Annotated in this window: 19 protein-coding genes and 8 pseudogenes; 16 read left to right on the top strand and 11 right to left on the bottom strand. The window is 58.2% G+C overall.

What is annotated here, in order from left to right; all coding sequences use genetic code 11:
• Positions 1-38: 38 nt before the first annotated feature.
• The 4 genes and pseudogenes from JCM25143_RS16295 to cobJ all read left to right on the top strand — a co-directional run bounded on the left by JCM25143_RS16295 (position 39) and on the right by cobJ (position 3,069).
• Entirely contained in the window at positions 39-908 is an 870-nt protein-coding gene (locus tag JCM25143_RS16295) for a precorrin-3B synthase (protein ID WP_199897814.1), read from the top strand.
• Positions 908-1,536 (top strand): annotated as a pseudogene (locus tag JCM25143_RS16300) (precorrin-8X methylmutase). Before JCM25143_RS16295 ends, JCM25143_RS16300 begins: the two are co-directional and overlap by 1 nt.
• A 4-nt stretch (positions 1,537-1,540) precedes the next feature.
• Entirely contained in the window at positions 1,541-2,320 is a 780-nt protein-coding gene (locus tag JCM25143_RS02895; RefSeq protein WP_025859962.1) for a precorrin-2 C(20)-methyltransferase, read from the top strand.
• On the top strand, positions 2,317-3,069 hold the full coding sequence (gene cobJ / locus JCM25143_RS02900) for a precorrin-3B C(17)-methyltransferase (RefSeq protein ID WP_025859963.1): 753 nt from the start codon (positions 2,317-2,319) through the stop codon (positions 3,067-3,069). The genes JCM25143_RS02895 and cobJ overlap by 4 nt, the downstream gene beginning before the upstream one ends.
• On the opposite strand, the gene JCM25143_RS02905 is transcribed toward cobJ, so the two are convergent.
• Positions 3,027-3,794 (bottom strand): cobalt-precorrin-6A reductase, encoded by a 768-nt coding sequence (locus JCM25143_RS02905; RefSeq protein WP_025859964.1) that lies wholly within the window; start codon positions 3,792-3,794, stop codon positions 3,027-3,029. The two genes, cobJ and JCM25143_RS02905, sit on opposite strands and share 43 nt — an antisense overlap.
• Between JCM25143_RS02905 and JCM25143_RS23265 the strand changes: the two genes are divergently transcribed.
• The 7 genes and pseudogenes from JCM25143_RS23265 (at position 3,793) to JCM25143_RS02935 (ending at position 8,756) form a co-directional block, all read left to right on the top strand.
• Positions 3,793-3,993 carry a hypothetical protein gene (locus JCM25143_RS23265; RefSeq protein ID WP_234394903.1) on the top strand — a complete coding sequence of 67 codons (201 nt, stop codon included), beginning with the start codon at positions 3,793-3,795 and terminating at the stop codon, positions 3,991-3,993. The genes JCM25143_RS02905 and JCM25143_RS23265 overlap by 2 nt on opposite strands.
• On the top strand, positions 3,978-5,009 hold the full coding sequence (gene cbiT, locus JCM25143_RS16305; RefSeq protein WP_234394904.1) for a precorrin-6Y C5,15-methyltransferase (decarboxylating) subunit CbiT: 1,032 nt from the start codon (positions 3,978-3,980) through the stop codon (positions 5,007-5,009). Before JCM25143_RS23265 ends, cbiT begins: the two co-directional genes overlap by 16 nt.
• The gene (locus JCM25143_RS02915; RefSeq protein WP_025859965.1) at positions 5,006-5,443 is read left to right on the top strand and encodes a cobalamin biosynthesis protein; all 438 of its coding nucleotides are present in this window, start codon (positions 5,006-5,008) and stop codon (positions 5,441-5,443) included. Before cbiT ends, JCM25143_RS02915 begins: the two co-directional genes overlap by 4 nt.
• Positions 5,403-6,184, top strand: a pseudogene (gene cobM, locus JCM25143_RS16310) (precorrin-4 C(11)-methyltransferase). The gene JCM25143_RS02915 and the pseudogene cobM overlap by 41 nt, the downstream one beginning before the upstream one ends.
• Positions 6,181-7,503, top strand: a complete 1,323-nt coding sequence (locus JCM25143_RS02925) for a cobyrinate a,c-diamide synthase (RefSeq protein WP_234394905.1) — start codon at positions 6,181-6,183, stop codon at positions 7,501-7,503. The pseudogene cobM and the gene JCM25143_RS02925 overlap by 4 nt, the downstream one beginning before the upstream one ends.
• A 46-nt stretch (positions 7,504-7,549) precedes the next feature.
• Positions 7,550-8,320, top strand: a complete 771-nt coding sequence (gene cobF, locus JCM25143_RS02930; protein WP_234394906.1) for a precorrin-6A synthase (deacetylating) — start codon at positions 7,550-7,552, stop codon at positions 8,318-8,320.
• Positions 8,321-8,441: 121 nt separating this feature from the next.
• The gene (locus JCM25143_RS02935; RefSeq protein WP_148299990.1) at positions 8,442-8,756 is read left to right on the top strand and encodes a hypothetical protein; all 315 of its coding nucleotides are present in this window, start codon (positions 8,442-8,444) and stop codon (positions 8,754-8,756) included.
• Positions 8,757-8,825: 69 nt separating this feature from the next.
• Here JCM25143_RS02935 and JCM25143_RS02940 read toward each other — a convergent pair whose 3' ends face one another.
• Positions 8,826-9,539 (bottom strand): response regulator transcription factor, encoded by a 714-nt coding sequence (locus JCM25143_RS02940; protein ID WP_025859969.1) that lies wholly within the window; start codon positions 9,537-9,539, stop codon positions 8,826-8,828.
• A gap of 140 nt (positions 9,540-9,679) precedes the next feature.
• Here JCM25143_RS02940 and JCM25143_RS16315 point away from each other — a divergent pair.
• A pseudogene (locus JCM25143_RS16315) lies at positions 9,680-10,197 on the top strand (L,D-transpeptidase family protein).
• On the opposite strand, the pseudogene JCM25143_RS16320 reads toward JCM25143_RS16315, so the two are convergent.
• The 4 genes and pseudogenes from JCM25143_RS16320 to JCM25143_RS02965 all read right to left on the bottom strand — a co-directional run bounded on the left by JCM25143_RS16320 (position 10,194) and on the right by JCM25143_RS02965 (position 14,592).
• A pseudogene (locus JCM25143_RS16320) lies at positions 10,194-11,511 on the bottom strand (RsmB/NOP family class I SAM-dependent RNA methyltransferase). The pseudogenes JCM25143_RS16315 and JCM25143_RS16320 overlap by 4 nt on opposite strands.
• 9 nt (positions 11,512-11,520) lie before the next feature.
• A pseudogene (gene guaB / locus JCM25143_RS16325) lies at positions 11,521-12,998 on the bottom strand (IMP dehydrogenase).
• Positions 12,999-13,133: 135 nt separating this feature from the next.
• A pseudogene (locus JCM25143_RS16330) lies at positions 13,134-14,287 on the bottom strand (pyridoxal phosphate-dependent aminotransferase).
• A 92-nt stretch (positions 14,288-14,379) separates the two neighbouring features.
• A complete protein-coding gene (locus JCM25143_RS02965; protein WP_025859970.1) occupies positions 14,380-14,592 on the bottom strand; it encodes a hypothetical protein in 213 nt (70 codons plus the stop codon).
• Positions 14,593-14,765: 173 nt separating this feature from the next.
• Here JCM25143_RS02965 and JCM25143_RS16335 point away from each other — a divergent pair.
• A pseudogene (locus JCM25143_RS16335) lies at positions 14,766-15,778 on the top strand (ABC transporter permease).
• 8 nt (positions 15,779-15,786) lie between these two features.
• Complete coding sequence (locus tag JCM25143_RS02975; RefSeq protein WP_025859971.1) at positions 15,787-16,761, top strand: ABC transporter permease; 975 nt, start codon at positions 15,787-15,789, stop codon at positions 16,759-16,761.
• A gap of 30 nt (positions 16,762-16,791) precedes the next feature.
• Here the strand turns inward: JCM25143_RS02975 and JCM25143_RS02980 are convergent, their stop codons facing one another.
• The 3 genes from JCM25143_RS02980 to JCM25143_RS23270 are packed head-to-tail and all read right to left on the bottom strand — an operon-like array spanning position 16,792 to position 18,730.
• Positions 16,792-17,895 (bottom strand): zinc-binding metallopeptidase family protein, encoded by a 1,104-nt coding sequence (locus JCM25143_RS02980; RefSeq protein ID WP_025859972.1) that lies wholly within the window; start codon positions 17,893-17,895, stop codon positions 16,792-16,794.
• A complete protein-coding gene (locus tag JCM25143_RS16340) occupies positions 17,892-18,479 on the bottom strand; it encodes a transglutaminase-like domain-containing protein (RefSeq protein ID WP_234394911.1) in 588 nt (195 codons plus the stop codon). Before JCM25143_RS16340 ends, JCM25143_RS02980 begins: the two co-directional genes overlap by 4 nt.
• A 35-nt stretch (positions 18,480-18,514) precedes the next feature.
• A complete protein-coding gene (locus JCM25143_RS23270) occupies positions 18,515-18,730 on the bottom strand; it encodes a transglutaminase N-terminal domain-containing protein (protein WP_369347350.1) in 216 nt (71 codons plus the stop codon).
• A 269-nt stretch (positions 18,731-18,999) separates the two neighbouring features.
• Between JCM25143_RS23270 and JCM25143_RS02990 the strand changes: the two genes are divergently transcribed.
• Both JCM25143_RS02990 and JCM25143_RS02995 read left to right on the top strand, forming a co-directional pair.
• Complete coding sequence (locus tag JCM25143_RS02990) at positions 19,000-20,478, top strand: circularly permuted type 2 ATP-grasp protein (RefSeq protein WP_025859973.1); 1,479 nt, start codon at positions 19,000-19,002, stop codon at positions 20,476-20,478.
• Entirely contained in the window at positions 20,460-21,482 is a 1,023-nt protein-coding gene (locus JCM25143_RS02995; RefSeq protein ID WP_025859974.1) for an alpha-E domain-containing protein, read from the top strand. The genes JCM25143_RS02990 and JCM25143_RS02995 overlap by 19 nt, the downstream gene beginning before the upstream one ends.
• A 289-nt stretch (positions 21,483-21,771) precedes the next feature.
• Here the strand turns inward: JCM25143_RS02995 and JCM25143_RS03000 are convergent, their stop codons facing one another.
• Positions 21,772-21,966, bottom strand: coding sequence for a hypothetical protein (locus JCM25143_RS03000; protein WP_025859975.1), 195 nt, complete (start codon positions 21,964-21,966; stop codon positions 21,772-21,774).
• Positions 21,967-21,979: 13 nt separating this feature from the next.
• Positions 21,980-23,112: pseudogene (gene cydB, locus JCM25143_RS16345) on the bottom strand (cytochrome d ubiquinol oxidase subunit II).
• Positions 23,113-23,123 lie beyond the last annotated feature (11 nt).

Genomic DNA, 23,123 nt, shown 5'->3' on the forward strand with positions numbered 1-23,123 from the left:
TTGATACTGACCCCGAGATAGAGTCAGCGCGCAACATCATGGTCACGCCGTTCTGGCAGGCAGATGATGGCACAACCGCACTGGTGCAGGCGCTGGAGAATAGTCTCCAACACGCTATAGTGCATGACGGGCTACGCCTGCCGGGTAAATTCGGTTTTGCTATAGATTGTGCGGGCCCCCCGGTTCTGCGGCAGGCCTCGGCGGACATCCGTATCGAACGCACAGAGGCGGGCTCCCTGCTTCTCTATGCCGATGGTGCGCAAACAGGCAGGCTGGTAGATCCGCATAATGCGGTTGAACAGGCCATGGCGCTGGCAAACTGGTTTGTGCGCAGTGGTGGTGTGTGCAATGGCCGGGGGCGGATGGCCAGCCATGTGCGGCATATGCCTTTGCCGCCGGAATATAATACGCCTGTGCCGCTCGCCCCGCCTTTCATACCCGAACCCGGGATGACGTCAGCCGGGTGGATGGCGGGAGTGGCTTTCGGGCAATGCCATGCCTCAACGCTGTGCGCACTGTCCACCATGGCTCCCCTGCGCCTGACGCCATGGCGCATGATCGTTCTGGAGGGTGTGATACAGGCTCCAGATCTTGCGGAGCTTCTACAGGCCGGGGATGCCCGCCTGCGTGTGGCGGCCTGCACCGGGGCACTGGCCTGCCCGCAGGCGCTCGCACCCGTGCGGGCACTGGCATCTGATCTTGCGGCCCATGTGCCTGCCCACGCATTTTTGCATGTTTCGGGCTGTGCCAAGGGCTGCGCGCATCCGCAGGCGGCCACACTGACACTGGTTGCGCAAAGCGGGGGGTTTGCTCTCATCCATCATGGCACTACAACAGACCAGCCCATAGCCAGAAACCTTTCACCCGAAAGGTTGCGCGCCCACCCCGAGCTGATGACCAAGGACTGATGCCCCACTGCTTTGAAACCGATGGCGCCGCCATCTACCGCCAGTCTTTTTCCATCATCCGGGCAGAGGCTACTCTGGACGGCCTGAGCCCGACTGAAGAACAGGTTGTTGTGCGCATGATCCACGCGGCCGGTATGGTTGGGCTGGAAAAAAATATCGTCTTTACGCCCGGCATGGCGGAAACAGCGCGTGCAGCATTGCAGGGTGGCGCGCCTATTCTGTGTGATGCACGTATGGTTTCCGAAGGAATTACCCGCTCACGCCTGCCCGCACAGAACCGGGTGGTCTGCACCCTGCATGAACCACGGTGCCAGACCTTGCGCAAAGCATGGGTACAACCCGGTCCGCGGCTGCCATTGAACTGTGGCGGCCCTTTCTTGCAGGGAGCATTGTTGCCATTGGCAACGCGCCGACAGCCCTTTTCCACCTGCTGAACATGCTTGAAGATCCCGCCTGCTCACGACCGGCCGCCATTATCGGCTGCCCGGTGGGTTTTGTGGGGGCGGCGGAATCAAAAGAAGCGCTGCTGGAAGATGCTCCCTGTCCCGCTCTGATTGTAAGGGGTCGGCTGGGTGGATCGGCCATGACGGTTGCCGCCATCAATGCGCTGGCCTGCGACAGGGAGTAGCCGCATGGGCACGATCATATGCGTGGGACTTGGCCCCGGAGACCCGGATCTGATGAGCCGCAAGGCGGCTCGGCTGATCGAAGGTGGCCAGCATGTGGCCTATTTTCGCAAGGCGGGACAGTTGGGGCAGGCGCGCCGGATTGTGGAAGGGATGCTCCACCCGGATGTAACGGAATATCCCATGGAATATCCGGTTACGACAGAAATTGCCTTTGCCTGCGTTGACTATAACGACCTGCTGGCCAGTTTTTATGATGACTGGGCCGATCGTCTTTGCCAGATGGCGCAAAAGCACGATGTCATTGTCCTGTGCGAAGGAGACCCGTTCCTTTACGGTTCCTTCATTCACCTGCATGCCCGCTTGCAGGGGCGCTGCCCGGTAGAGGTTGTACCCGGTATTCCCGGCATGACTGGCTGCTGGCACGCAACGGGGCAGCCCATTACATGCGGGGATGATGTTCTGGCAGTCTTGCCCGGCACATTGTCTGAAGCAGCGCTTGTGCACCACATGCGTCAGGCTGATGCGCTGGTGATCATGAAAACAGGCCGTAACCTGCCAAAAATCCGCCGGGCGCTGGCCCAGACCGGGTTGCTTGAACGGGCATGGCTGATCGAACGGGGCACCATGCCCAACCAGCGGGTTATCCGGCTGGAGGAAGCCGCCGAGCAGGATTGCCCCTATTTTGCAATCGTGCTGGTGCATGGCAATGGCCGTCGCCCGGAACGGCGTCAACAGGTTGAGGCTATGGCAGGTGCCACTGACACGGATGGAACACAGTCATGAGTGGGAGTGTTGTTGTCGCGGGTCTGGGTCCGGGTGACTCGCTTCTGGTTACACCTGAAGTGCAGAGGGCGCTCGATAATGCCACTGATATTCTGGGGTATATTCCCTATGTAGCCCGTATTGCTGCCCGTCCCGGTTTAAACCTGCACCCAAGCGACAATCGTGAGGAACTTCACCGCGCCCGCCATGCGCTGGAACTGGCCCGGCAGGGTCGGCACGCGGTTATTGTGTCATCAGGCGATCCCGGCGTATTTGCCATGGCGTCCGCCCTGTTCGAAGCGCTTGAATCCGGAGACTACGACACAAATACGGATATCCGTATTCTGCCGGGCATTACCGCCATGCTGGCAGCGGCGGCCCGGGCAGGAGCTCCCTTGGGGCATGATTTCTGCGTCATCAACCTGTCTGACAATCTCAAACCATGGAGTGTGGTCGAGCAGCGGTTGCGAATGGCGGCCCGTGGTGATTTTGCCATGGCTTTTTATAACCCGCGCAGTAAAAGCCGCCCGCACCAGTTCGCGCATGTTCTGGAAATCCTGCGCGAGGAATGCGAAAGCCAGCGCCTTGTTATTTTTGCCCGTGCAGTCAGCACACCCGATGAAACCGTGCGGACAGTCACGCTGGCGCAGGCTACCCCCGATATGGCGGATATGCGCACGGTCGTTATTGTTGGCAACAGCCTGACCCGGCAGGTTGGTCGCTGGGTCTATACACCACGCTCTGTGGTGGTGCCTGCCTCCGCGCCATGAGCCAGCCAGTTCATGACAGCCTCTACACTATGCCTGACCGCCCGAGGTGGCACAGCAGGTCGGTCGATCAGGATTACGGGCAACCCCAGAACCCGCGCGGCATCCAGCTTGGCGCGGGCACCTGTGCCTCCAGCATTTTTGGCGACGATATGCGTGATGGCGTGCGTGCGCAGCAGGGCGAGGTCTTCGGCCTCAGTAAACGGCCCGCGTGCAATTACGGCTTGAGCTCGTGGCAGCGGCAGGGGCGTGTCGGGGGCATCAACCAGCCGCAGCAGATAGAAATGCTGGCTTTTATGGCTGAACGCGCTGAGTGTCTGTTTGCCGATAGCCAGAAACACGCGGACCGGGCTGTCTGGCAAAGCCTGCACGGCCGTTTCGGTATTGGGCACGGACAGCCATGTATCATCCGGTCCTGCCCGCCATGCCGGACGTTCCAGCGCACACAGCGCCACATTGGTCATGCCGCAGGCAGCAACGGCATTGGCGCTCATTTGCGCGGCAAAGGGGTGAGTCGCGTCGATAACATGGGTAATGTTTTCGGCCCGCAGATAGGCGGCCAGTCCTGTCACGCCGCCAAAACCGCCAATCCGCGTCGGCAGGGGCTGGCTTACGGGTGCCGTCGTGCGTCCAGCATAGGAAAAAACGGCATCAGCTCCGCTATTCGCCAGAACGCGCGCCATCTGCGAGGCTTCACTTGTGCCACCCAGCAGAAGGATACGTGGCATGTCTGAGCCTCTCCCGGGCACGGCATTTCCCTGGCTGTCTGTCATTGGCATGGGGGAAGATAGGCTTGAAGCGCTGCCACCGGCAAGCCGTGCCGCGCTCGATGAGGCTGAGGTGGTTTTTGGGGCCCCCGTCATCTGGCTCTGGCCGGGCTTGAGGCGTCTTCCCGTGCGCGGTTGTGGCCGGTGCCCTTTAGCGTAGAGCCGGTTCTGGCCCTGCGTGGGCGCAAGGTGGTGGTTCTGGCTTCAGGCGATCCATTCTGGTACGGCGCGGGGGGTAGCCTGTGCACACATCTCACGCCCGGAGAATGGCGGGCTTACCCTGCGCCTTCAACATTTTCATGGGTTGCAGCCCGTATGGGGTGGCGTCTGGAAGAAACACCCTGTCTGGGTCTGCATGCAGCCCCTTTTGAGCGGTTGGTGCCAAGCCTGTACCACGGCGGGCAGGCAATATGCCTCCTGCGTGACGGCAAGGCGCCCGAAGAACTTGCCCACTGGCTGGAACAGCGCGGGTTCGGGCTTAGCACGCTGCACGTCATGGAAGCGCTGGGTGGGGCGCATGAGCGTATCAGAATCACACGGGCCAACAGCTTTGACCTAACGGATATTCAGGCCCCGGTGGCCGTTGCCCTGTCCATGGTCGGGAGCGGACCTCATGCTGCCGGGTTGCCCGCAGGCTTTGGTCTGCCGGATGATCTGTTCGCGCATGATGGGCAGATTACCAAAAGCCCCATACGTGCCCTCACTCTGTCCGCTCTGGCTCCGCGTCGGGGTGAAGTGCTGTGGGACCTGGGGGCTGGTTCGGGCTCTATCAGTGTGGAGTGGTGTCTGTCTGGCGGCCGGGCCTGTGCCGTTGAGCGCGATCCTGAACGCTGTGCACGCATACGCGCTAATGCAGCCCGGTTTGGCGTGGAGCATAGGCTGAGCGTGTTGCAGGCGGATACAAACAGCACCCTGCCCCAAATGTCTCCCAGTGCTGTTTTTATTGGCGGCGGCGCGAGCGAGGCGCTGCTGGCGCGTGTGTGGGAGCGGGTGCCAGAAGGCACGCGCTTTGTTATCAACGCCGTAACGCTGGAAACCGAAACGCTGCTGGCTACATGGCATGCCCGTGTTGGAGGAAGCCTGCTGCGGATAGAACTGGCGCACTCCCAACCTCTGGGGCGTATGCGCGGCTGGTCTCCCTCGCGTCCGGTTGTGCAGTGGAGCGTGATCCGATGAGGGTTGTAGGGTTTGGCCTGCGCCCTCATGCCCCACGGAATGCGTTGGAGCAGGTGCTTGCCCGTGTGCTGGATGCAGCCCGTGCTCATGATGGTAAGCCGCCTATTGTGCACGCGATGGCCACTCTTGCACGCAGGGCGGAACACCCGGGCTTGCGGTGTCTGGCGCAGGCTTATGCGCTGCCTGTCATTGCGGTGGATGAAACCAGAGTGGCGGGGGTTGCCACCCCTACCCGCTCGGCGCGGATTGAAGCCCTTTTTGCCACCGGCAGCATAGCAGAGGCTACGGCCCTGCTGGCTGCTGGAGAGGGTGCGCGCATTATCGTATCACGTATCGTATCGCCTGATGGTACAGCCAGCGCCGCCATGGCCGAGACAGAAGGATTTATCAGGCATGACCGTTCATTTCATTGGCGCAGGTCCCGGCGCACCTGATCTTCTGACCTGCGGGGTGCCAAGCTGATCGCACAAAGCCCTGTCTGCCTGTATGCGGGCTCACTTATCCCCGCAGGGGTGCTGGAGCACTGCGCTGCGGGTACAAAGATTATTAACACTGCGCCCCTGTCGCTGGATGAGATCATGGCAGAAATTGTCTCGGCTCATGATCAGGGGCAGGATATCGCTAGGCTGCATTCGGGTGATCTATCGGTCTGGTCCGCCATGGGGGAACAAATCCGCCGCTTGCAGGCGCTCGATATTCCCTACGATGTCACGCCCGGCGTACCGTCCTTCGCGGCTGCAGCTGCTGCACTGGATGTTGAACTGACCCGCCCCGGTGTCGCGCAATCCGTGGTGTTGACCCGCACCTCGGGTCGCGCCAGCGCCATGCCGGAGCGCGAAACCCTGAGCGCTTTCGCCCAGACCGGTGCAACACTGGCCATCCACCTGTCCGTGCATGTTCTGCCTCGCGTTATCAGCGAATTATTGCCGCATTATGGAGCTGACTGCCCCATAGCCGTGGTATGGCGGGCAAGTTGGCCGGATGAGAAAATTGTCCGCGCGACACTGGGCACGCTTGATACGGATATTGCCGAGCAGATGGAGCGTACGGCCCTTATTCTTGTCGGTGCCCCTCTTGCAGCCGGTGATTTTGAGGAAAGCCGCCTGTATGCCGCTGATTACGACAGGCGTTACCGCCCGGTTGGCACGCAGCCGCGCTTTCCGCAAACTCCATGAGAAACGCATCAGGCATGCCCGGAGGGCTTGTTATTGCGGCTCCGGCTTCAGGTTCAGGCAAAACCACCCTGACCCTCGGCCTGCTGGCGGCATATCGCGCACAGGGGCTGGATGTCCGGGCCTTTAAAAACGGCCCGGATTATATCGACCCCGCTTTCCACGCCGCGGCATCAGGGCGGCCATCCTTCAACTTGGATAGCTGGGCGATGGATGCGCGGCATATGGCCGGACTGGTCAGCACGGCCCGCGATGCAGAGCTGATTATTGCTGAAGGCTCCATGGGGCTGTTTGATGGCGTGGCCTCTTCCGGTGCGTGCAGCAATGGCGCCAGTGCCGATATGGCGGCCATGATGGGCTGGCCGGTGGTACTGGTGCTTGATGTTTCCGGTCAGGCGCAGTCTGCTGCCGCCGTGGCCAAGGGCTTTGCTACTTTCAGGCCTGATGTGCGGCTTGCAGGTGTGATTCTGAACAGGGTTGCCAGCCCCCGGCATGAAGCTCTGGCTCGTGTCGGTATGGAACAGGCGGGTATTGAGGTGCTGGGGTCTCTGCCCCGCCAGACCGATGTAACCCTGCCGGAGCGGCATCTCGGGCTGGTGCAGGCGGGAGAGCACGAACATCTGCAGGCGATATTGTCGGCCCTTGCGGCCTTTATCGGCAGCCATGTTAGGCTGGAGCGTTTGCGTCAGCTTGCTTCAGGCGAAGTGTCCTGCGGGCCATTACCTTTTATTGCCCCACCGGGACAGCGCATAGCATTGGCGCAGGATCGGGCGTTTTCCTTTATGTACCCTCATCTTCTTGAACAATGGCGACAGGCTGGGGCCGAAATTCTGCCTTTCTCCCCTCTTGCGGATGAGGCTCCGGCTCCTTCGGCTGATCTGTGCTGGCTTCCCGGCGGTTATCCCGAGTTGCATGCGGGTGTGTTGGCTAATGCCGGGCACTTCCAGCAAGGGTTGCGACACTTTGCCCGCACGCGTCCCGTGCATGGCGAGTGTGGTGGTTATATGGTCATGGGGGAAACGCTGACCGATGCGGATGGGGTTACGCATCGCATGGCGGGCCTTCTGGGGTTACAGACCTCCTTTGCCAAGCGCCGTATGCATCTGGGCTATAGACTGGCGACACTAAGCGGCCCAATGGCGGGCCGTGAGGCTGGCCAGCGCTTGCGTGGACATGAGTTTCACTATGCCACCATAACGGCACAGCCGGATGAACCTCTGGCCTATGTGGTGGATGCGAATGGTGCTGCTGTGCCAGAAACAGGTTCGCGCAGAGAAAACGCCACCGGTACGTTTTTCCACTTTATCGCGGATGCCACATGAACGGCGTATTACCACCCTTACGGACCACGAAGGGCATGAGATGCTCATGCTCTCACTGATCGGCATAGGTACGGGCAATCCGGAGCACCTGACTCTGGCCGCTATGCGTGAAATCAATGCCGCTGATCTGATCCTTATTCCCCGAAAAGGAAAAGCAAAGGCTGATTTGGCCATCTTACGCGAAACGCTGTGCAGGGATGTGCTGACTAACCCGAAAACGCGTATCGTGTCGTTTGATATGCCGGTGCGGGATGCTGCCGACCCCGATTATCTGCGGGGTGTTGAGGATTGGCATGACGCCATAGCCGCTGTCTGGATGCGTGAGATTGCTGAGCACCTGCCAGAAGGTGGCCGGGTTGCGCTGCTGGTCTGGGGGGACCCGGCTCTGTATGACAGCACGCTCAGAATTGCGGCACGTCTGCTGCCGCCTGAGCGTATCCGCAGTATTCCCGGCATTATGTCGATTAATGCCCTTACGGCGGCCCATACAATTGCCCTGAATGAAATCGGGGCCGCTTTCATGGTGACGACGGGGCGGCATCTGCGTGAAAAGGGCTGGCCGGACGGCGTTGATACACTCGTTATTCTGCTCGATGGGGAATGTTCTTTTACCCATATCGATCCTGAAGGCGTGCAGATTTACTGGGGAGCGTATGTTGGCATGCCCGAGCAGATTCTCCGTGCCGGTGCATTATCAGACATGGCTGACGAAATTATACACACTCGTGCCAAAGCTCGTAAACAGCATGGCTGGATCATGGATATTTATCTTCTGCGCCGGACTATTATGCCGCATGGTGGAAAGGCTGCTCCATAAAATGGGAACGGTGCCTAGTTTCGTTTCCTTTTTATGAAAAAGCAGTAGAAATTTAAAAAGCAAAATACCTTTCGCAGAAAAATGCTAAGCTCTGGTGAGGTATTTTTATGAAAGGATTATCATGCCCACCGTAAGAACAGTATTTCTACCTTATTGCATAGAAATTAATGATGATGGCACGTTCCATATCCTAAACAGGTATTATGCGCCGATCGGGTTACAGAAGCGCGGGCATGTCAGCAAATACAAGATAGAAGGTCTGACGGAAAACAACCTGATTTCCATGGGGCTGGTTCGATCCAACTCGGAACATCATGTGTATTTCTTTTACGCGGACTGCACGACGCCTACGACATCTCCTGAAAACTGGAAGCGTTATTCCGAAATCATGGAAGAATTTGCAAAATACGAAATTCTAGATGTCATAGAACACTAGCGCAAAAAACATGGGCCGCAGACGTTCAGTACGTCTGCGGCCCATATCTATTCATGCTAGCTGGTTTTTTCAGCTCTGCGTTTCCAGTTCAGGGTTGAGGCGATAACCGCCCCCTTCCGTCACCAGCAGCGAGGCATGAGCCGGATCGGGTTCGATTTTCTGGCGCAGCCGGTAAATATGCGTCTCAAGCGTATGGGTGGTTACGGCGGCGTTGTAACCCCAAACCTCGTTCAGTAGAACCTGACGCGGCACGGGACGTGTGCCCGCACGGTACAGAAACTTGAGAATGGCGGTTTCTTTTTCCGTCAGACGGATACGACGGTTCTTGACCGTATCCTGCAAAAGCTTGGCGGAAGGCCTGAACGTATAAGGCCCGATCGAGAAAACTGCGTCTTCACTGTTTTCGAACAGCCTGAGCTGGGCGCGCAGGCGTGCCAGCAGTTCAGCAATACGGAAAGGCTTGGCCACGTAATCATTCGCGCCGGCATCCAGACCACGGACAATATCTGCCTCATCGTCAGAGCCGGTCAGCATGATCACCGGCATACGCAGGCCTTCCTTGCGGATTTCTGCGCAGAAATCGCGGCCATCTCCGTCAGGCAGGCTGACATCGAGCAGCAGCGCATCGCACCGTGCATCAGGGCCTTTTATTTTTTCGCGCGCTTCCGCCAGCGTTGCGGCTTCAATAACCTGAAATTCACCGTCAAGCTGCAACTGTTCCGACAATGTTTTGCGGATAACCTGATCATCATCAACAACCAAAATGGGGCGCGCACCCGTCATGGGGTCCATCTCCTTGTCTCAAGCCTACATCGCGGCTGTCTGACATATTCTACGTTCAATATCCGAATCGCTTCGGTTTCTGTTAGTCCGCATGATACGTCAATACCCCCAGAAAGCCATAAACGGGGGCAAGATTGGTAATGATGATACATATCTATGCCGGAGCAGATAGCCTGAGCGATGCACGACTGCATTGCGGAAACAATATCATGAAGGCCTGCATTGGACAAAACGGCATAAGCGAACGTAAGCACGAAGGCGACCTGTGCACCCCAACAGGCGTTTACCCCCTGCGCAGGTTTTTTACCGCGCAGACCGCATTGCCCGGCCTGTTACCAGCCTGCCCCTGTTACCCATAGCGCCAACGGATGGCTGGTGCGATGACCCTACCTCTGCCGATTATAACAGGCTTGTTACCTTGCCCCACCCTGCCCGGCATGAACGTCTGTGGCGGGATGACCATGTTTATGACCTTGTGGTGGTTATCGGGTATAATGACGAACCCGCGCACCCCGGTGCGGGCTCAGCCATTTTCATGCATCTGCAGCGCCCTGACCGTGCACCGACGGAAGGCTGCGTGGCGCTGAGTGAAAGTGACCTGCGCACTGTTCTGGCAGCAAAAGCGCAGGCTATCACCATTCACCCCCGAGGCGTTTAAGCCTGCGGGGTGTCTGCTGTGTCCTGTTCGGGAATGCGTTCCATAACGGCCCCAAAGAAACCATCGGTTTCATCACGCGCGGGTGTCAGGCTGATCATGCTTTCATGCCGCAGGGCTTCGGGGAGGTCTGGAGCTTCTGATGGCACAAGCCTGAAATCAGGATGTCGGGCCAGAAACGCACTGACCTGATCCGCATTTTCGGCTTTCAGCAGTGAGCAGGTTGCGTAAATCATGCGCCCGCCGGGCCGCACAAGCGCTGCGGCCCTGTCCATGATGGCAGCCTGCTTGACCAGCAACTCGGCCAGATCGGTTTCCGTGGTGCGGAAACGTGCATCGGGGTTACGCCGCCATGTGCCTGTGCCGCTGCACGGCGCATCAACCAGAACCCGGTCAAACGACTTGGCTCGGCGCTTGGCCCATTTGTCCCCCGCACCCAGCAGGTGCCGTTCCACATTATGCACGCCTGCGCGGCGCAGGCGGCGCACAGCTCCGTCAAGCCGGGGCTCGGACACATCGCACGCCACGATATGCCCGCGATTATTCATCATCATCGCCATGGCCAGTGTTTTACCACCGGCTCCGGCACAGTAATCCAGCACCCGCATTTCCGGTCCGGCGGCTGTCATGGCCGCAACAAGCTGGCTGCCTTCGTCCTGTATTTCCACCCGGCCATCACGAAACGGTGCACTGGCCGTAACCGGCAGACGCCCTTCAAGGCGCAGCCCCCAGGGGGAATGCGGTGTCAGTTCCGCATGCAGGCCTTCTCGTGCGAGCGCCTTGCGGGCTTCGGCACGATCTGCGAGCAATGTGTTCACCCGCAGGTCCAGCGGTGCTTCCCCTGAAAGAGCTTTGACTTCGGTCTCAAGAGCCGGGCCAAAGGTTTCCTCCAACCGGGGTAGCAGCCAGTCAGGCAGTTCCAGACGCACCGCGCGCGGCATGTCCGGGTTGTCCAGTGGCTTGTCCTGCATGGCGATAAAGCATCCCACTCGTGCCGTTCCAGCACGCCGGTGGCGTAACGGCCCTCGGCATACAGGTTGGCTACGCTGATACGGCCATGCCGTCGAGCACCAGACGTGCCCCGCACAGCAGACGGGCCGAAACCGGCAGGTTCTGCTTTTGCAGCCACCAGCCCAGCCTGCGCCAGCCGCGCATGACATCCCAGACAAGCCCGGATATGGCTCGCCTGTCCCCTCCGCCAATATAGCGTCGTTCCCGAAAAAAACTGTTGGCTACGGCATCCGCTGGTTTACGCGGGGCGGCTTCCATGGCCGCCAGCAGGTCAATGCTGGCGGCGAGCCTGGCGGAAGGTGTCATGTTAGGCTGTCAGTCCTGACGGTAGTTGGGGGCTTCACGCGTGATGGACACGTCGTGCACATGGCTTTCACGAAGGCCCGCTCCGGTAATGCGGCGGAAACGTGCACGGGTCTGCAGGTCGGTGATCTGCCGCGAACCCGTATAGCCCATGCCTGCCTTGAGGCCGCCAACGAGCTGGTGAATGACCGCCGCCATGCTGCCCTTATACGGCACGCGCCCTTCGATACCTTCAGGCACGAGCTTGAGAGCATCCTTGACTTCCTGCTGGAAGTAGCGGTCCGCCGAACCACGGGCCATGGCGCCCAGACTGCCCATGCCACGGTAAGACTTGTAGGAGCGGCCCTGATACAGGAACACTTCGCCCGGCGCTTCATCCGTGCCAGCCAGAAGAGAGCCGATCATCACCACATCGGCCCCGGCCCCAATCGCCTTGACCAGATCGCCCGATGTGCGGACACCGCCATCTGCAATGCACGGCACATCGAGTTCGCGGCAGGCTGAGACGTTTCCAGAACGGCGGAGAACTGCGGCACACCTACACCGGCCACAATACGTGTGGTGCAGATGGAACCGGGTCCGATGCCGATTTTTACACAATCCGCGCCGGCTGCAATCAGTGCCTGAGCGGCTTCTGGCGTTGCGACATTACCGGCCACGATCTGCACAGAGGCATCGAACGCCTTGAGGCGTTCCACAGCCTTGAGCACACCTGCCGAATGACCATGCGCCGTATCGACAACAAGCACATCCACCCCGGCCTCAACCAGCAGGCGGGCACGATTGAACCCGTCATCGCCCACGCCAGTGGCGGCAGCGCAGCGCAGGCGGCCCATGGCGTCCTTGATGGCCAGCGGGTGGGCTACGGCCTTGTCCATGTCCTTGACTGTCATCAGGCCAATGCAGCGGCCTGCGTCATCAACAACCAGCAGTTTTTCAATTCTGTGTTTGTGCAGGATCTGGCGGGCGGTGTCGGCATCGACACTGTTGCGCACGGTCACCAGATTATCGCGCGTCATCAGTTCAGATACGCGCTGGTTGAGGTCTACCGCAAAACGCACGTCACGGTTGGTCAGAATGCCAACCAGCCGCTGCGAGCCCGGCTCCACAACAGGTAGGCCGCTGATCCCATGGTGCTGCATGATCGCGCGGACTTCGGCCAGTGTCTGGTCAGGGCCGACAGTCACGGGGTTGACCACCATGCCGGATTCAAAACGCTTGACCCGGCGAACCTGCTCCGCCTGCTCTTCAGAGGTCAGGTTTTTGTGAATAACCCCAAGGCCGCCCTGCTGGGCCATGGCGATGGCCATCTGGTCTTCTGTTACGGTGTCCATGGCGGAGGAAATCAGGGGGATATTGAGTTCGATGGAGCGTGTCAGGCGCGTGCGCACCTCGGTTTGTCCGGGCACGACATCGGAAGCGTCGGGTACGACGAGCACATCGTCAAACGCCAGAGCTTCTAGAACACGGCTGTAGGGGGAAGAAGTCATGCAACGGGCACCCTTGCTGAAAAACAACGAGGCAGGCCAACCCGCTGACGAAACAGCGCCGCAGGTCACCCGACCATTGGCGCTTCCTCTTATGACTTTGGCCGCATAAACGCAAGCGTTGTGCGCAGTATTAACTCAGGTTTTTGCACTAGTATCCGCAGAACGGGCTGCAAACCACGGAATCATGCGGGCCAGCGCCTCCTGCACCAGTGCGGTAGAGGCCGCGAAACTGAAACGGATGAAGTGCCTGCCCTCTACCGGGTCGAAATCGATACCGGGGGCACAGGCTACCCCGGTATCAAGTAGAAGTTGGCGGCAGAAGGCCAGACTGTCATCCGTCAGGTGTTGGATATCGGCGTAAATATAAAACGCGCCATCGGGTGGAGCGATACGGTTGAGGCCCAGAGCGGGCAAGGCTTCAAGAAACAGGTCACGGTTGCGCCGATAGGTTGCGACATGAGACTGTAGCTCGGCATCGCAGTCAAAGGCGGCCAGCGCGGCATGCTGGCTCAGGCTGAAGGCGGCAGAAACAGGTTGCCCATGCGGGCTCGTGCTGCGTCCACCATATGCTCAGGCACAACCAGCCAGCCCAGGCGCCACGGAGCCATAGAGAAATATTTTGAAAAACTGTTGACCACCAGAGCCTCTGGCGCAAACTCCAGCATGCTCCGGGCCGGTTTATCGTAACTGAGTCCGTGGTAGATTTCATCGGAAATCAGCACCATACCGCGCTGGTTACAGAGTTCAGCAATGTCGCGTAGCGTGTCAGGCTCCAGAATGGTGCCGGTAGGGTTTGCAGGACTGGCAACGATTACACCGGCCGGAGCAGGGTCAAGCGCTTTGATGGCCTGCGCTGTTAGCCCGAAGCGTGTTTCTGGCCCACAGGGGATTTCCTGCACCCCGACATGCAGGGCGCGCAGGGTGTTGCGATAGGCCACATAGCCGGGGCGCGCCAGAGCCACGGACTGACCCGGCACAAAACTGCTGGAAATGGCCAGCACCAGCGCGGCCGATGCTCCGCAGGTCAGAATGATCCGTTCTGGCGCAACCGTGACGCGATAATGCTGGGCGTAATGGGCGGCGATACGCTGCCTGAGCGCCTCGCTTTCCCAATACCCCATGGGGTCAGTGTCGAGCACATGATGTGCGCGCTCAATGGCCGCTTTCGGCGCAGGCGTGGAAGGCTGGCCGAATTCAAGGTGGATAACGCTGCGACCCTGTGATTCGAGCTGATGTGCCAGTGCGCTGATGGCAATGGCATGAAACGGATCAATGGCAGGAACAGACATGACCAACCCAAAAAACTGTCAAAGCCTGTTCTTATAAAGAAGATCGGCAGACTGACCAGTATTTTCGAGGGGTTTTCAGCCCGGAAGCTGGCTCAGGAAAGCTCCACCCGAACCGTGCGGCACTCAGCATGACGAATCACGACCGGCCGTGCCAGCGCCTTTCTGCGCCCTGTTACCATCAGGGGCTTTTCCGCCTGTCCGTCCCATACGCGCAGCAGGGTGGAGCGCCACCGCTCGCGCACGGCTTCTCTCCAGCATTCCTGAGATACTGAAACGGTCTGTCCTGAAGCCTGCTGCGCTTTCATGGCCTTGCCTTTCTATTATCTTGTTGCAAGCAAGCGCACTTTACCTACTGCCAGCGATCCGGGGTGATAGTTTTATGAAAAGCCCTATGGGACGTTTTTGTCTGCGGAGTTGTCAAAACAAGCGGCTACCTCCATCCTGCTCTTTGCAATGACAGCCTTTAATGTCGGGATTGATGAATACGTCCTCCACCCAGTCCGAACGCCTTGCTGCAGCAGGGCCATGGAAAACGGCCCTGAGGGGGCTGGCCCGTGACCATGCGGCTCGGCTTGCAGGGCTTGGCCTATTCCTGATTGTTCTGGCTTGCCTTATGGCGCCGCTTTACGCATCGCACATCGCACATACGGACCCGTTTCGCGCCAATGTCGCGGGTAGCATCATGCTGGATGGACATGAGGTTGATCTCATGCAACCCAATGACAACCCGCTGCATCTGGGGCTGAGTCCCATAGGCCCCACATGGCAGGCGCGCTACCTGCTGGGTGCGGATAGTCAGGGCCGGGATATTGCAGCGCGCCTGCTCTATGGCGGGCGCAATTCGCTGCTGATTGCCTCGGCCTCCGCGGTGCTCTGTCTAGCGCTGGCTACGGTTATCGGTATTGCTGCCGGGTTTCTAGGGGGCGTGACAGATGCCGTGCTCTCCCGGCTGATGGATATTATGTGGCTGTGCCCGTTTATCTTTTTGCCATATGCCTTTCCATCGTCACCATCACCACGGGGCTGCATCTGGGGCCGTTTACACTTGAAGGGAACAGCCTTCTTGTGCCTGTCATGATTATTGCGCTGGTTTATGTGCCGTATGCCGCGCGCCCCGTACGAGCGCGGGTCATGAGCCTGAAAACCGCTGAATTTGTTACCGCCGCACGCTGCCTTGGTGTGCCGCGCTGGCGGATTGTGCTGGTGGATATCCTGCCCAATATCAGCGACACACTGGTGGTGCTCGGCCCACTTGTGATGGCCATGGCGCTTTTGACGGAAAGTGCCTTGTCGTTTCTGTCTATCGGTGTGCAGGCTCCGGCTTCCTCATGGGGTACCATGATTCAGGATGGGGAGGGCTTGATCTATACGCGCCCGATGGTCGCTATGGCACCGGGGGTGGCCATAGCCTCTGTGGTGTTGTGCCTGAATATTCTGGGGGATTCCTTTCGGGACTGTCTTGACCCCCGTGGCACGCGAGGGGAGCCATAAGCCAGACCATGCTCGGTGCACTCATCTCCCGGCTGGCGCAGACCCTGCTTGTTCTGTTCGGTATTTCGGCCATGGTGTTTGGCGTTTTTTTCGCCACACCGGGCATGGACCCAACGGCCCGTATCGCCGGGCGGGGTGCGTCTCCTCAGGTTATGGAGACAATCCGCCAGGAATATGGTTTCGACCGCTCCCTGCCCGTTCAGTATGGGATCATGATGAAGAAGCTCTTCATCACCCGTGATCTGGCCTCCTATGCCAATCGTGGGGAACGGGTGGTGCCGGAAATTCTTCAGGCGGCTCCGGTCACGGCTTCGCTGGTCTGTGGTGCTGCATTGATCTGGGTCTTGACCTCGCTTCTGGCTGGCACGCTGGCTGCAGCCATGAAGGGGCGCGCGGTTGATCGGGTGATTATGGCACTCGGTATGGTCGGGATTTCCATTCCGGTTTTCTGGTTGGGGGAAGTCATGAATATGCTTGCACAAAGCCGCTACCATGACAGGTGGTGGTTTGCGTGGGTGCCCCCACCCGGCTACGTCCCCCTTGTTCAGAGCCCTTCGGGGTGGTTTTTATCCCTTGTCATTCCGTGGTGCGTGCTGGCATTGGCCTTCACGGGCATATACAGCCGCGTTCTGCGGGCGGACCTGATTACCCTTTCGCATGAGGATTTTATCCGAACCGCCCGGGCCAAGGGCCTCTCACCCGCCCGGATCATGCTGCGGCATAGTCTGCGTATGGCGCTGATTGGCTATACGGCATTGTTCGGTATGGATTTTGCCCAGCTCGTCGGGGGTGGTGCACTCATGACCGAGGTAGTGTTCGGCTTGCCGGGTGTCGGTCATCTGACCTATCAGGCGCTCAGCAATATGGATCTGCCGTTGATTATGGCGACCGTTATGTATTCGGCAGCTTTCGTGGTTATTGCCAATGCGCTGGTGGATATTCTGCACATGGTGCTTGACCCGCGTATCCGCCCAAGCCGCTAGCGGCCTACTCCGGCGTGGTAAAGTCTGCGCTTAATACACAGCGCCATGAGCCTGCTTTTCCTGTGTGGCGCGGATAACCGTATGAATAAAGGCCAGTTTTGCCCTGACACCCTGTGTCAGCACGAAGGGGTAAAAATCCGGCAGGCCCATGGAGCGGTTGAGTGCATTGACCACAGAGGTCAGTGGTACCCATGCGTTGATGATCTCGTCAAACGACATCTGTGTGTAAGGATCGCCCGCATGGGCTGACAGTGCTGCCCCGCCTATATCGGCACTGACCGACACATCGTAAGACAGCGCCGTTTCTAGTGTTGAGACAATGTGAAAGTAATGCGCCCATGTCTCTGCGAAATCTTCCCACGGATGCGAGGTGGCGTACAGGCTGACGAAAGATTCTCGCCAGTTATCGGGCTCTACCCGGTGATAATAGACGGCAAGCGCGTCTTGATAATCCTGACGGTCATCCCCGAATATCGCGCGGCATTCTTCGAGCCAGTCCCCATCGCGGATCAGCAGCCCCCAGTAGTAATGCCCGATTTCGTGCCTGAAATGCCCTAGCAGGGTGCGGTAATATTCGCCCAGTTCAACCCGCATGCCCTCACGGTAGGCGTCATCCGCCTCCTTGGTGGCAATGGTAATGACGCCGTTTGCATGGCCGGTCATGATTGAGGTGGAATTATCCGGCGGGTCATCCAGAAAATCGAAGGCAAGCCCTGTCTCTGGCCTTTCCTTGCGCGTATGCACAGGCAGGTTCAGGCGCAGGATTGTGTAAAACAGCCTGTGCTTTGCGACTTCCAACCTGTGCCAGCGCTCCAGATTGCCCGGTCTGTCTAGATTGGGGATGATCCTGTTGAACTGGCAGGCAAAACAGAAAACCGTATCGGATACGTTTGCGGGTAACAGCCAGTTACAGACATTAGGGGCGTGATTGACGCAGAAATGCCGCTCAATGGGGTGGCCATCCACGGCAGCAGCCTGCCTGTCCAGCGGAAGCCATCCACCATTCGGGCCGGGTTGTAGTGCAGAGAGCCGGGCAGTTTCCTGCACAAAGCCAAGTGTGGCACCACAACGTTCGCAGGCTGTATTTTCAAAAAACAGCAGCTGCCCGCAGGACTGGCAGGAAAATTTTTTCATGAAAACAGACGCTGCACCTGCATGGAGACATCAAAGCAGGATTCACACCGATCCAGCAGGCCAGAAATAGGGGCGGCTCCTTCAGGCTCAGCGGCTACGGCAAGGGGGATATGCCCCTCCCCTGCCAGCCTGCCGGAAGTCGTATCGAACCCAAGCCATCCATGACCCGGTATAAGAATTTGTGCCCAGGCATGCAGGTCTCCGTTCAGGACTTCCTCCTCTCCCGGCCCATACAGGCTTTGCACCAGATACCCCGAAACAAAGCGGGCCGTGTATCCCATATGTCGCGCCAGCAGCACCATAAGCCACGCACTATCGCGGCAGGAGCCGCAGTTTCTGGCCAGAACATCCTCTGCTGAAAGCACGCCCGGCTCCATACGGCGTTCATAACGCACGCGCCGGGCAATCGCTTCATTGAGACGGATAAACTTCTGGGCAGGATCATCAGGTAACCCCGCAAGCAATCCGTTGATGAAGGCTGTCGCTTCCTCACCCAGCTCTGGCTGGTGTCTGCAGGCCGGGTCATCACCCTGTTGGGCGGGAACTTCTTCGCTGGTCAGGCGTAAGGGGTCATAGGCAGTCATGTCAGCCACGAGGCTGACCTCGACATTGAAATGGGTTACTTTTTCTTTGAAGTGGATACTGGCTGTTTCGTTGCCGTTGTTATCCTGCCCCCAGCCGAGTATCCCCCGGCTGGCTCGACCTTGAGCGTATAAGAGAGCACAGGGGTGCGGCAGTCCTTCATCGGGCGCAAGCGGACGGTCTGCGGCCCCATGGTAACCGGCCTGTCGTAACGGTAACACGTCCGGTGTACCAGCGTAATCTGGGAACTCATCAGAAAGCGGCCTATTCTTTCGCCTCGTATGGCGGCCCGGCCCTAGGGCCCGCCGGTCATGAACCATTGATTTCAAGCACAAAACCATATCAGCATCAAAAGCGCGCGCAAGCGTTACTGAACGTCGGACAAATAAAAAAAGTCTTTTGTTTTTTCCTCTTGGCAAAGGCGGGAATTCCTGCTCCCGTCAGTAACAGATCGCAACAATCTGGCGTGGCCCTTTTCCTGATCCGGGCACCCGACGCCAGACCGTTCACACGGGAGGCCTCATGAGTAGTGCCAAGCCGCATACTCTGTCCGAAACAACCCCAGCCGGCCTGCTGGATGGATATCAGGTTCCCGAGTTCTTCTGCGAGCTCATGAACCGTAAAGGCCCCATGCCAGAGGCTCTTAACCGTGTGCGTAGCAGGCTTGCAGCCATGGACGTGGCGGAACTACGCAAACGTACGGCCTCGGCCGAGGCTCAGCTTTACAGCATGGGCATAACCTTTACCGTTTATTCCAACCGCGAAGCCATAGACCGTATCCTGCCGTTTGACGCTATCCCGCGTATCATGACAGCGCAGGAATGGTCACATATCGAACGTGGCGTGCAGCAGCGCATTCAGGCACTCAATCTCTTCCTGCATGACATCTATCATGACCGGAAAGTCATTCAGGATGGCATTATCCCCGCCGAACTGGTTCTGAACAACCCGAATTACTGCGAGGCCATGGTGGGCTTCAAGGTACCTGGCGGTGTTTATGTTCATGTCAACGGAACCGATCTCATTAGAGATATGGACGGGCGTTTTCTTATTCTTGAAGACAATGCCCGCACGCCCTCCGGCGTTTCCTATGTTATTGAAAACCGCCACATGATGCTTCGGCTCATGCCGGATCTGGCATCCGGTCTGCCTGTCCGCTCGGTTGAGGAATATGGTCCCCGCCTGCACCAGACCCTGTGTGAAGTCGCACCCGAAGGGGTGATGAACCCGCAGGTAGTCCTGCTTTCCCCCGGTATCTACAACTCGGCCTATTTCGAACATGTTTTCCTTTCGCGGGAGATGGGCGTGCCCCTTGTTGAAGGGCGAGACCTGTTTGTGGAAAACCACAGGGTGTACATGCGCACCACCATGGGGCCCAAACCAGTTCATTCCATTTACCGTCGCCTCAATGATGAATTTCTTGATCCCCTCGCCTTTAACCCGGACAGCCTGCTGGGTGTGCCGGGTCTGATCGATGCCTACCGGCGTGGCAACGTGACACTGGCCAATGCTCTTGGCACCGGCGTTGCGGACGACAAGGCGGTTTATGCCTACATGCCGCGCATCATCCGCTATTATCTGGGCGAAGACCCTATTCTGGACAGTGTTGAAACCCATATCTGTGCGGAAGAGGAAGGTTTGGCCTATACGCTGGCCAATCTGGACAAGCTGGTTGTCAAACCGGTTGGGGAATCAGGTGGGTATGGTCTGTTGATCGGCCCGCAGGCCAGCAAGGCAGAGCTGGATGAATTCCGCCAGAAACTGCAGAAGGACCCGTCCAATTATATCAGCCAGCCGGTTATCGGCCTGTCCGTAACCCCCACCCTCTGCCCTGATGGTGTGGAAGCCCGCCATGTCGACCTGCGACCCTTCGCCCTGACAGGGAGATCGGTCTGGGTGCTGCCCGGTGGGTTGTCACGCGTTGCCCTGCGCAAGGGCTCGCTTGTCGTCAACTCTTCTCAGGGCGGTGGGTCAAAAGATACATGGGTCATGGCATCATGATGGAACTGGCGCATTTTCCCCTTCTGTCGCGTTATGCGGAATGCATGATGTGGCTCGCCCGCTACATGGAGCGGATGGAAAATCTGGCCCGATTGCTGGAGGTGACCGAAACCTTCGTGCGGGATGCCGAGGGGCAGACAGCGTGGGATTCTATCGTCAGCATCAACTCGGATGAAAACCTGTTCAGCCGCCTCCACCCGGATGGTACCAGTGCGGATGCTGTGCCTTTTTACGTGACGGAAATCGGAAACCCCGGCTCAATCCGTTCCATGGCGCATGCTATCCGTGAAAATGCCCGCGCTGTTCGCCCTCTGGTTTCCACTGAGTTATGGACGCACCTCAACGTCTTTACCCGCTGGCTGCTGGAACTGGACGAAACATCCGTGCAAACCAGCAGCCTTTCTGGTCTGTGTGGGCGCATACGGCAGGAATGCCAGACCCATTACGGCATTGCGGAAGGCACGCTTTACCGCGATCAGGCGTGGCTATTCTACCGGCTTGGCAAGCATCTGGAAGGTTGTGACCAGATCACACGTCTGGTGGATATCCGCTACCATATGCTGTTGCCACAGGGTGAAGTGCCGGGTTCAGCCATTGATATTACGCAGTGGACATCCGTGTTGCGCTCTGCCGCAGCGCATCACTCCTTCCGGCGCCTGCGGCCAGTAACGGTTACGCCAGCGAATATCGTTGGTTTTCTGCTCAAGAACGAGGGCTTTCCCCGGTCCCTGTCTTCCAACCTGCGGCAGATTGACGATGTGCTGAGCCTGCTGGCCAATCATGCCGGACTGTATGGGTTATGCGCCCCGTTGCAGGAATGCTTGGACGAACTGCGTACCACGCTGAGCGACCAGACAGCCGGAGATATCATCCTGCGAGGCCTGCATGATTACATGAGCTGGGTTCAGACCCGGCTGGCCAGTACGCAAAACGCCATTGCTGATACCTTCTGGCCCAGTGTCCCAACCGCGGTCACTCAGGTGGCGCTACAGGTTCAGGAATAACCTTTTTTCCAAACCATTTCTGAGCGGTTCAACGACAAAATGCCCCGGTCTTTCGTCCGGGGCATTTTGCATGAGCTATGTAAAAGTCTGATGTCAGCCAGAAACCTTCTACAAAAAATTGATACCACAAAGCAAATATTATTCAAATAAAAACTTTACGGTTATCAGTATAAAGTTACTGGCATAGCGTTATGGGAAAAGTTTTCTGCAAACAGCCCATGCGGTAAGATAGAATGTCAGGTAAAGAAAAGGAATAAAAAGGATAATACCTTCAAGGTCTCCCAACATGTCACACCTCCCCTTCTGGAGTATTGTCAGTCTGGGCATCAAACAGGATAGCTCCTGCCCCGGCTATCAGAACGATCATGACCGTTCCGACAACCCACGCAAAATACCATGGCCCCTGATCTCCGACGAAAACCGCAAACAGTAGTGCCACGACAAGAACCAGACCCAGACCTGCAATCCGTAAAAGCGTCGTCATTGCGGTTCCTCCTTCAGTAACTATGCGTGTCATTGACAATGGTTTCCGTGCGTACCTTGCCCCCCATGATGTAGTAACACCACGCGGTATAGGACAGGATAAGAGGCACGAAGATCAGCGCTACAACCAGCATGCAGGTAAGCCCGTACTGGCTGGCCGAACTGTTCCAGATTGTCAGGCTCTGGTCCGGGTTGGTGGTGGACGGCATAAAGAACGGAAACATGGCTCCAGCACGGTGCCGATTGTGCCAATCCATGAACCAAGGCCTGTCCACCATGCCAGATACGGCCGGTTGGCCCGCACGCAGGCAGCCCCCGCCAGCATGGAGAAAATCCCCAGTACAGGCAGCAGCCACAGCACAGGGTGGGCCGCATAGTTATGCAACCACGCCCCGGCTTCCATACTCACATGCTGCCCACGCATCGGGTTGGAGGGCATGCCGGGCTGGCCTTCCAGCAGAATAAACCCCCGCAGGCTCCGCACCCATACGCCACCGACTACAAACAGTGCCACCGCTATTAATGCGCCTGTCTGGGCATAACGCCGGGCACGGGCATAGATCGGGTTTTCAGAGCGCATCATCAGCATGACACCGCCCTGAAAACGCTCAGACTTACCGCCATCAGCCGCATAGAATGGCAAAGGGGTTAAGCAGGTAGCTGAAAAAGGAGCTGTCCTGAAAATACTGCCCGCTCCACGCGAAGTGATAGCCGACACCCTGAAGGATGTTACCGAACGCCGCGCCATATACGAACATGGGCAGAAAACCGGAAACCAGAAAAGCCCAGTCCCAGCTCGCACGCCATAGCCGCGCATCAACCTTGGAGCGGTATTCGAAAGCCACGGGGCGCAGGATCATGCTGAACAACAGCAGAATCATCACCACATAAAACACGGAAAAGGATGTGGCGTAGAGCGTTGGAAAGGCAGCAAAAATCGCGCCACCACCCAGAATGAACCACACCTGATTGCCATCCCAGTGCGGACCGATGATGTTGAGCGCGGTGCGGCGTTCGGCATCATTACGCCCGACAAAACGCAGGAGCGTTCCTACCCCCATATCCATGCCGACCATAAGCCAAGCCCGATCAGCAGGATGCACAGCAGGCCAGCCCAGATGAGTTTGAGAACTGTATAAATATCCATGATACTTCTTC

Origin of the sequence: Acetobacter papayae JCM 25143 (genome assembly GCF_000613285.1) — a bacterium.
Lineage (GTDB): Bacteria > Pseudomonadota > Alphaproteobacteria > Acetobacterales > Acetobacteraceae > Acetobacter > Acetobacter papayae.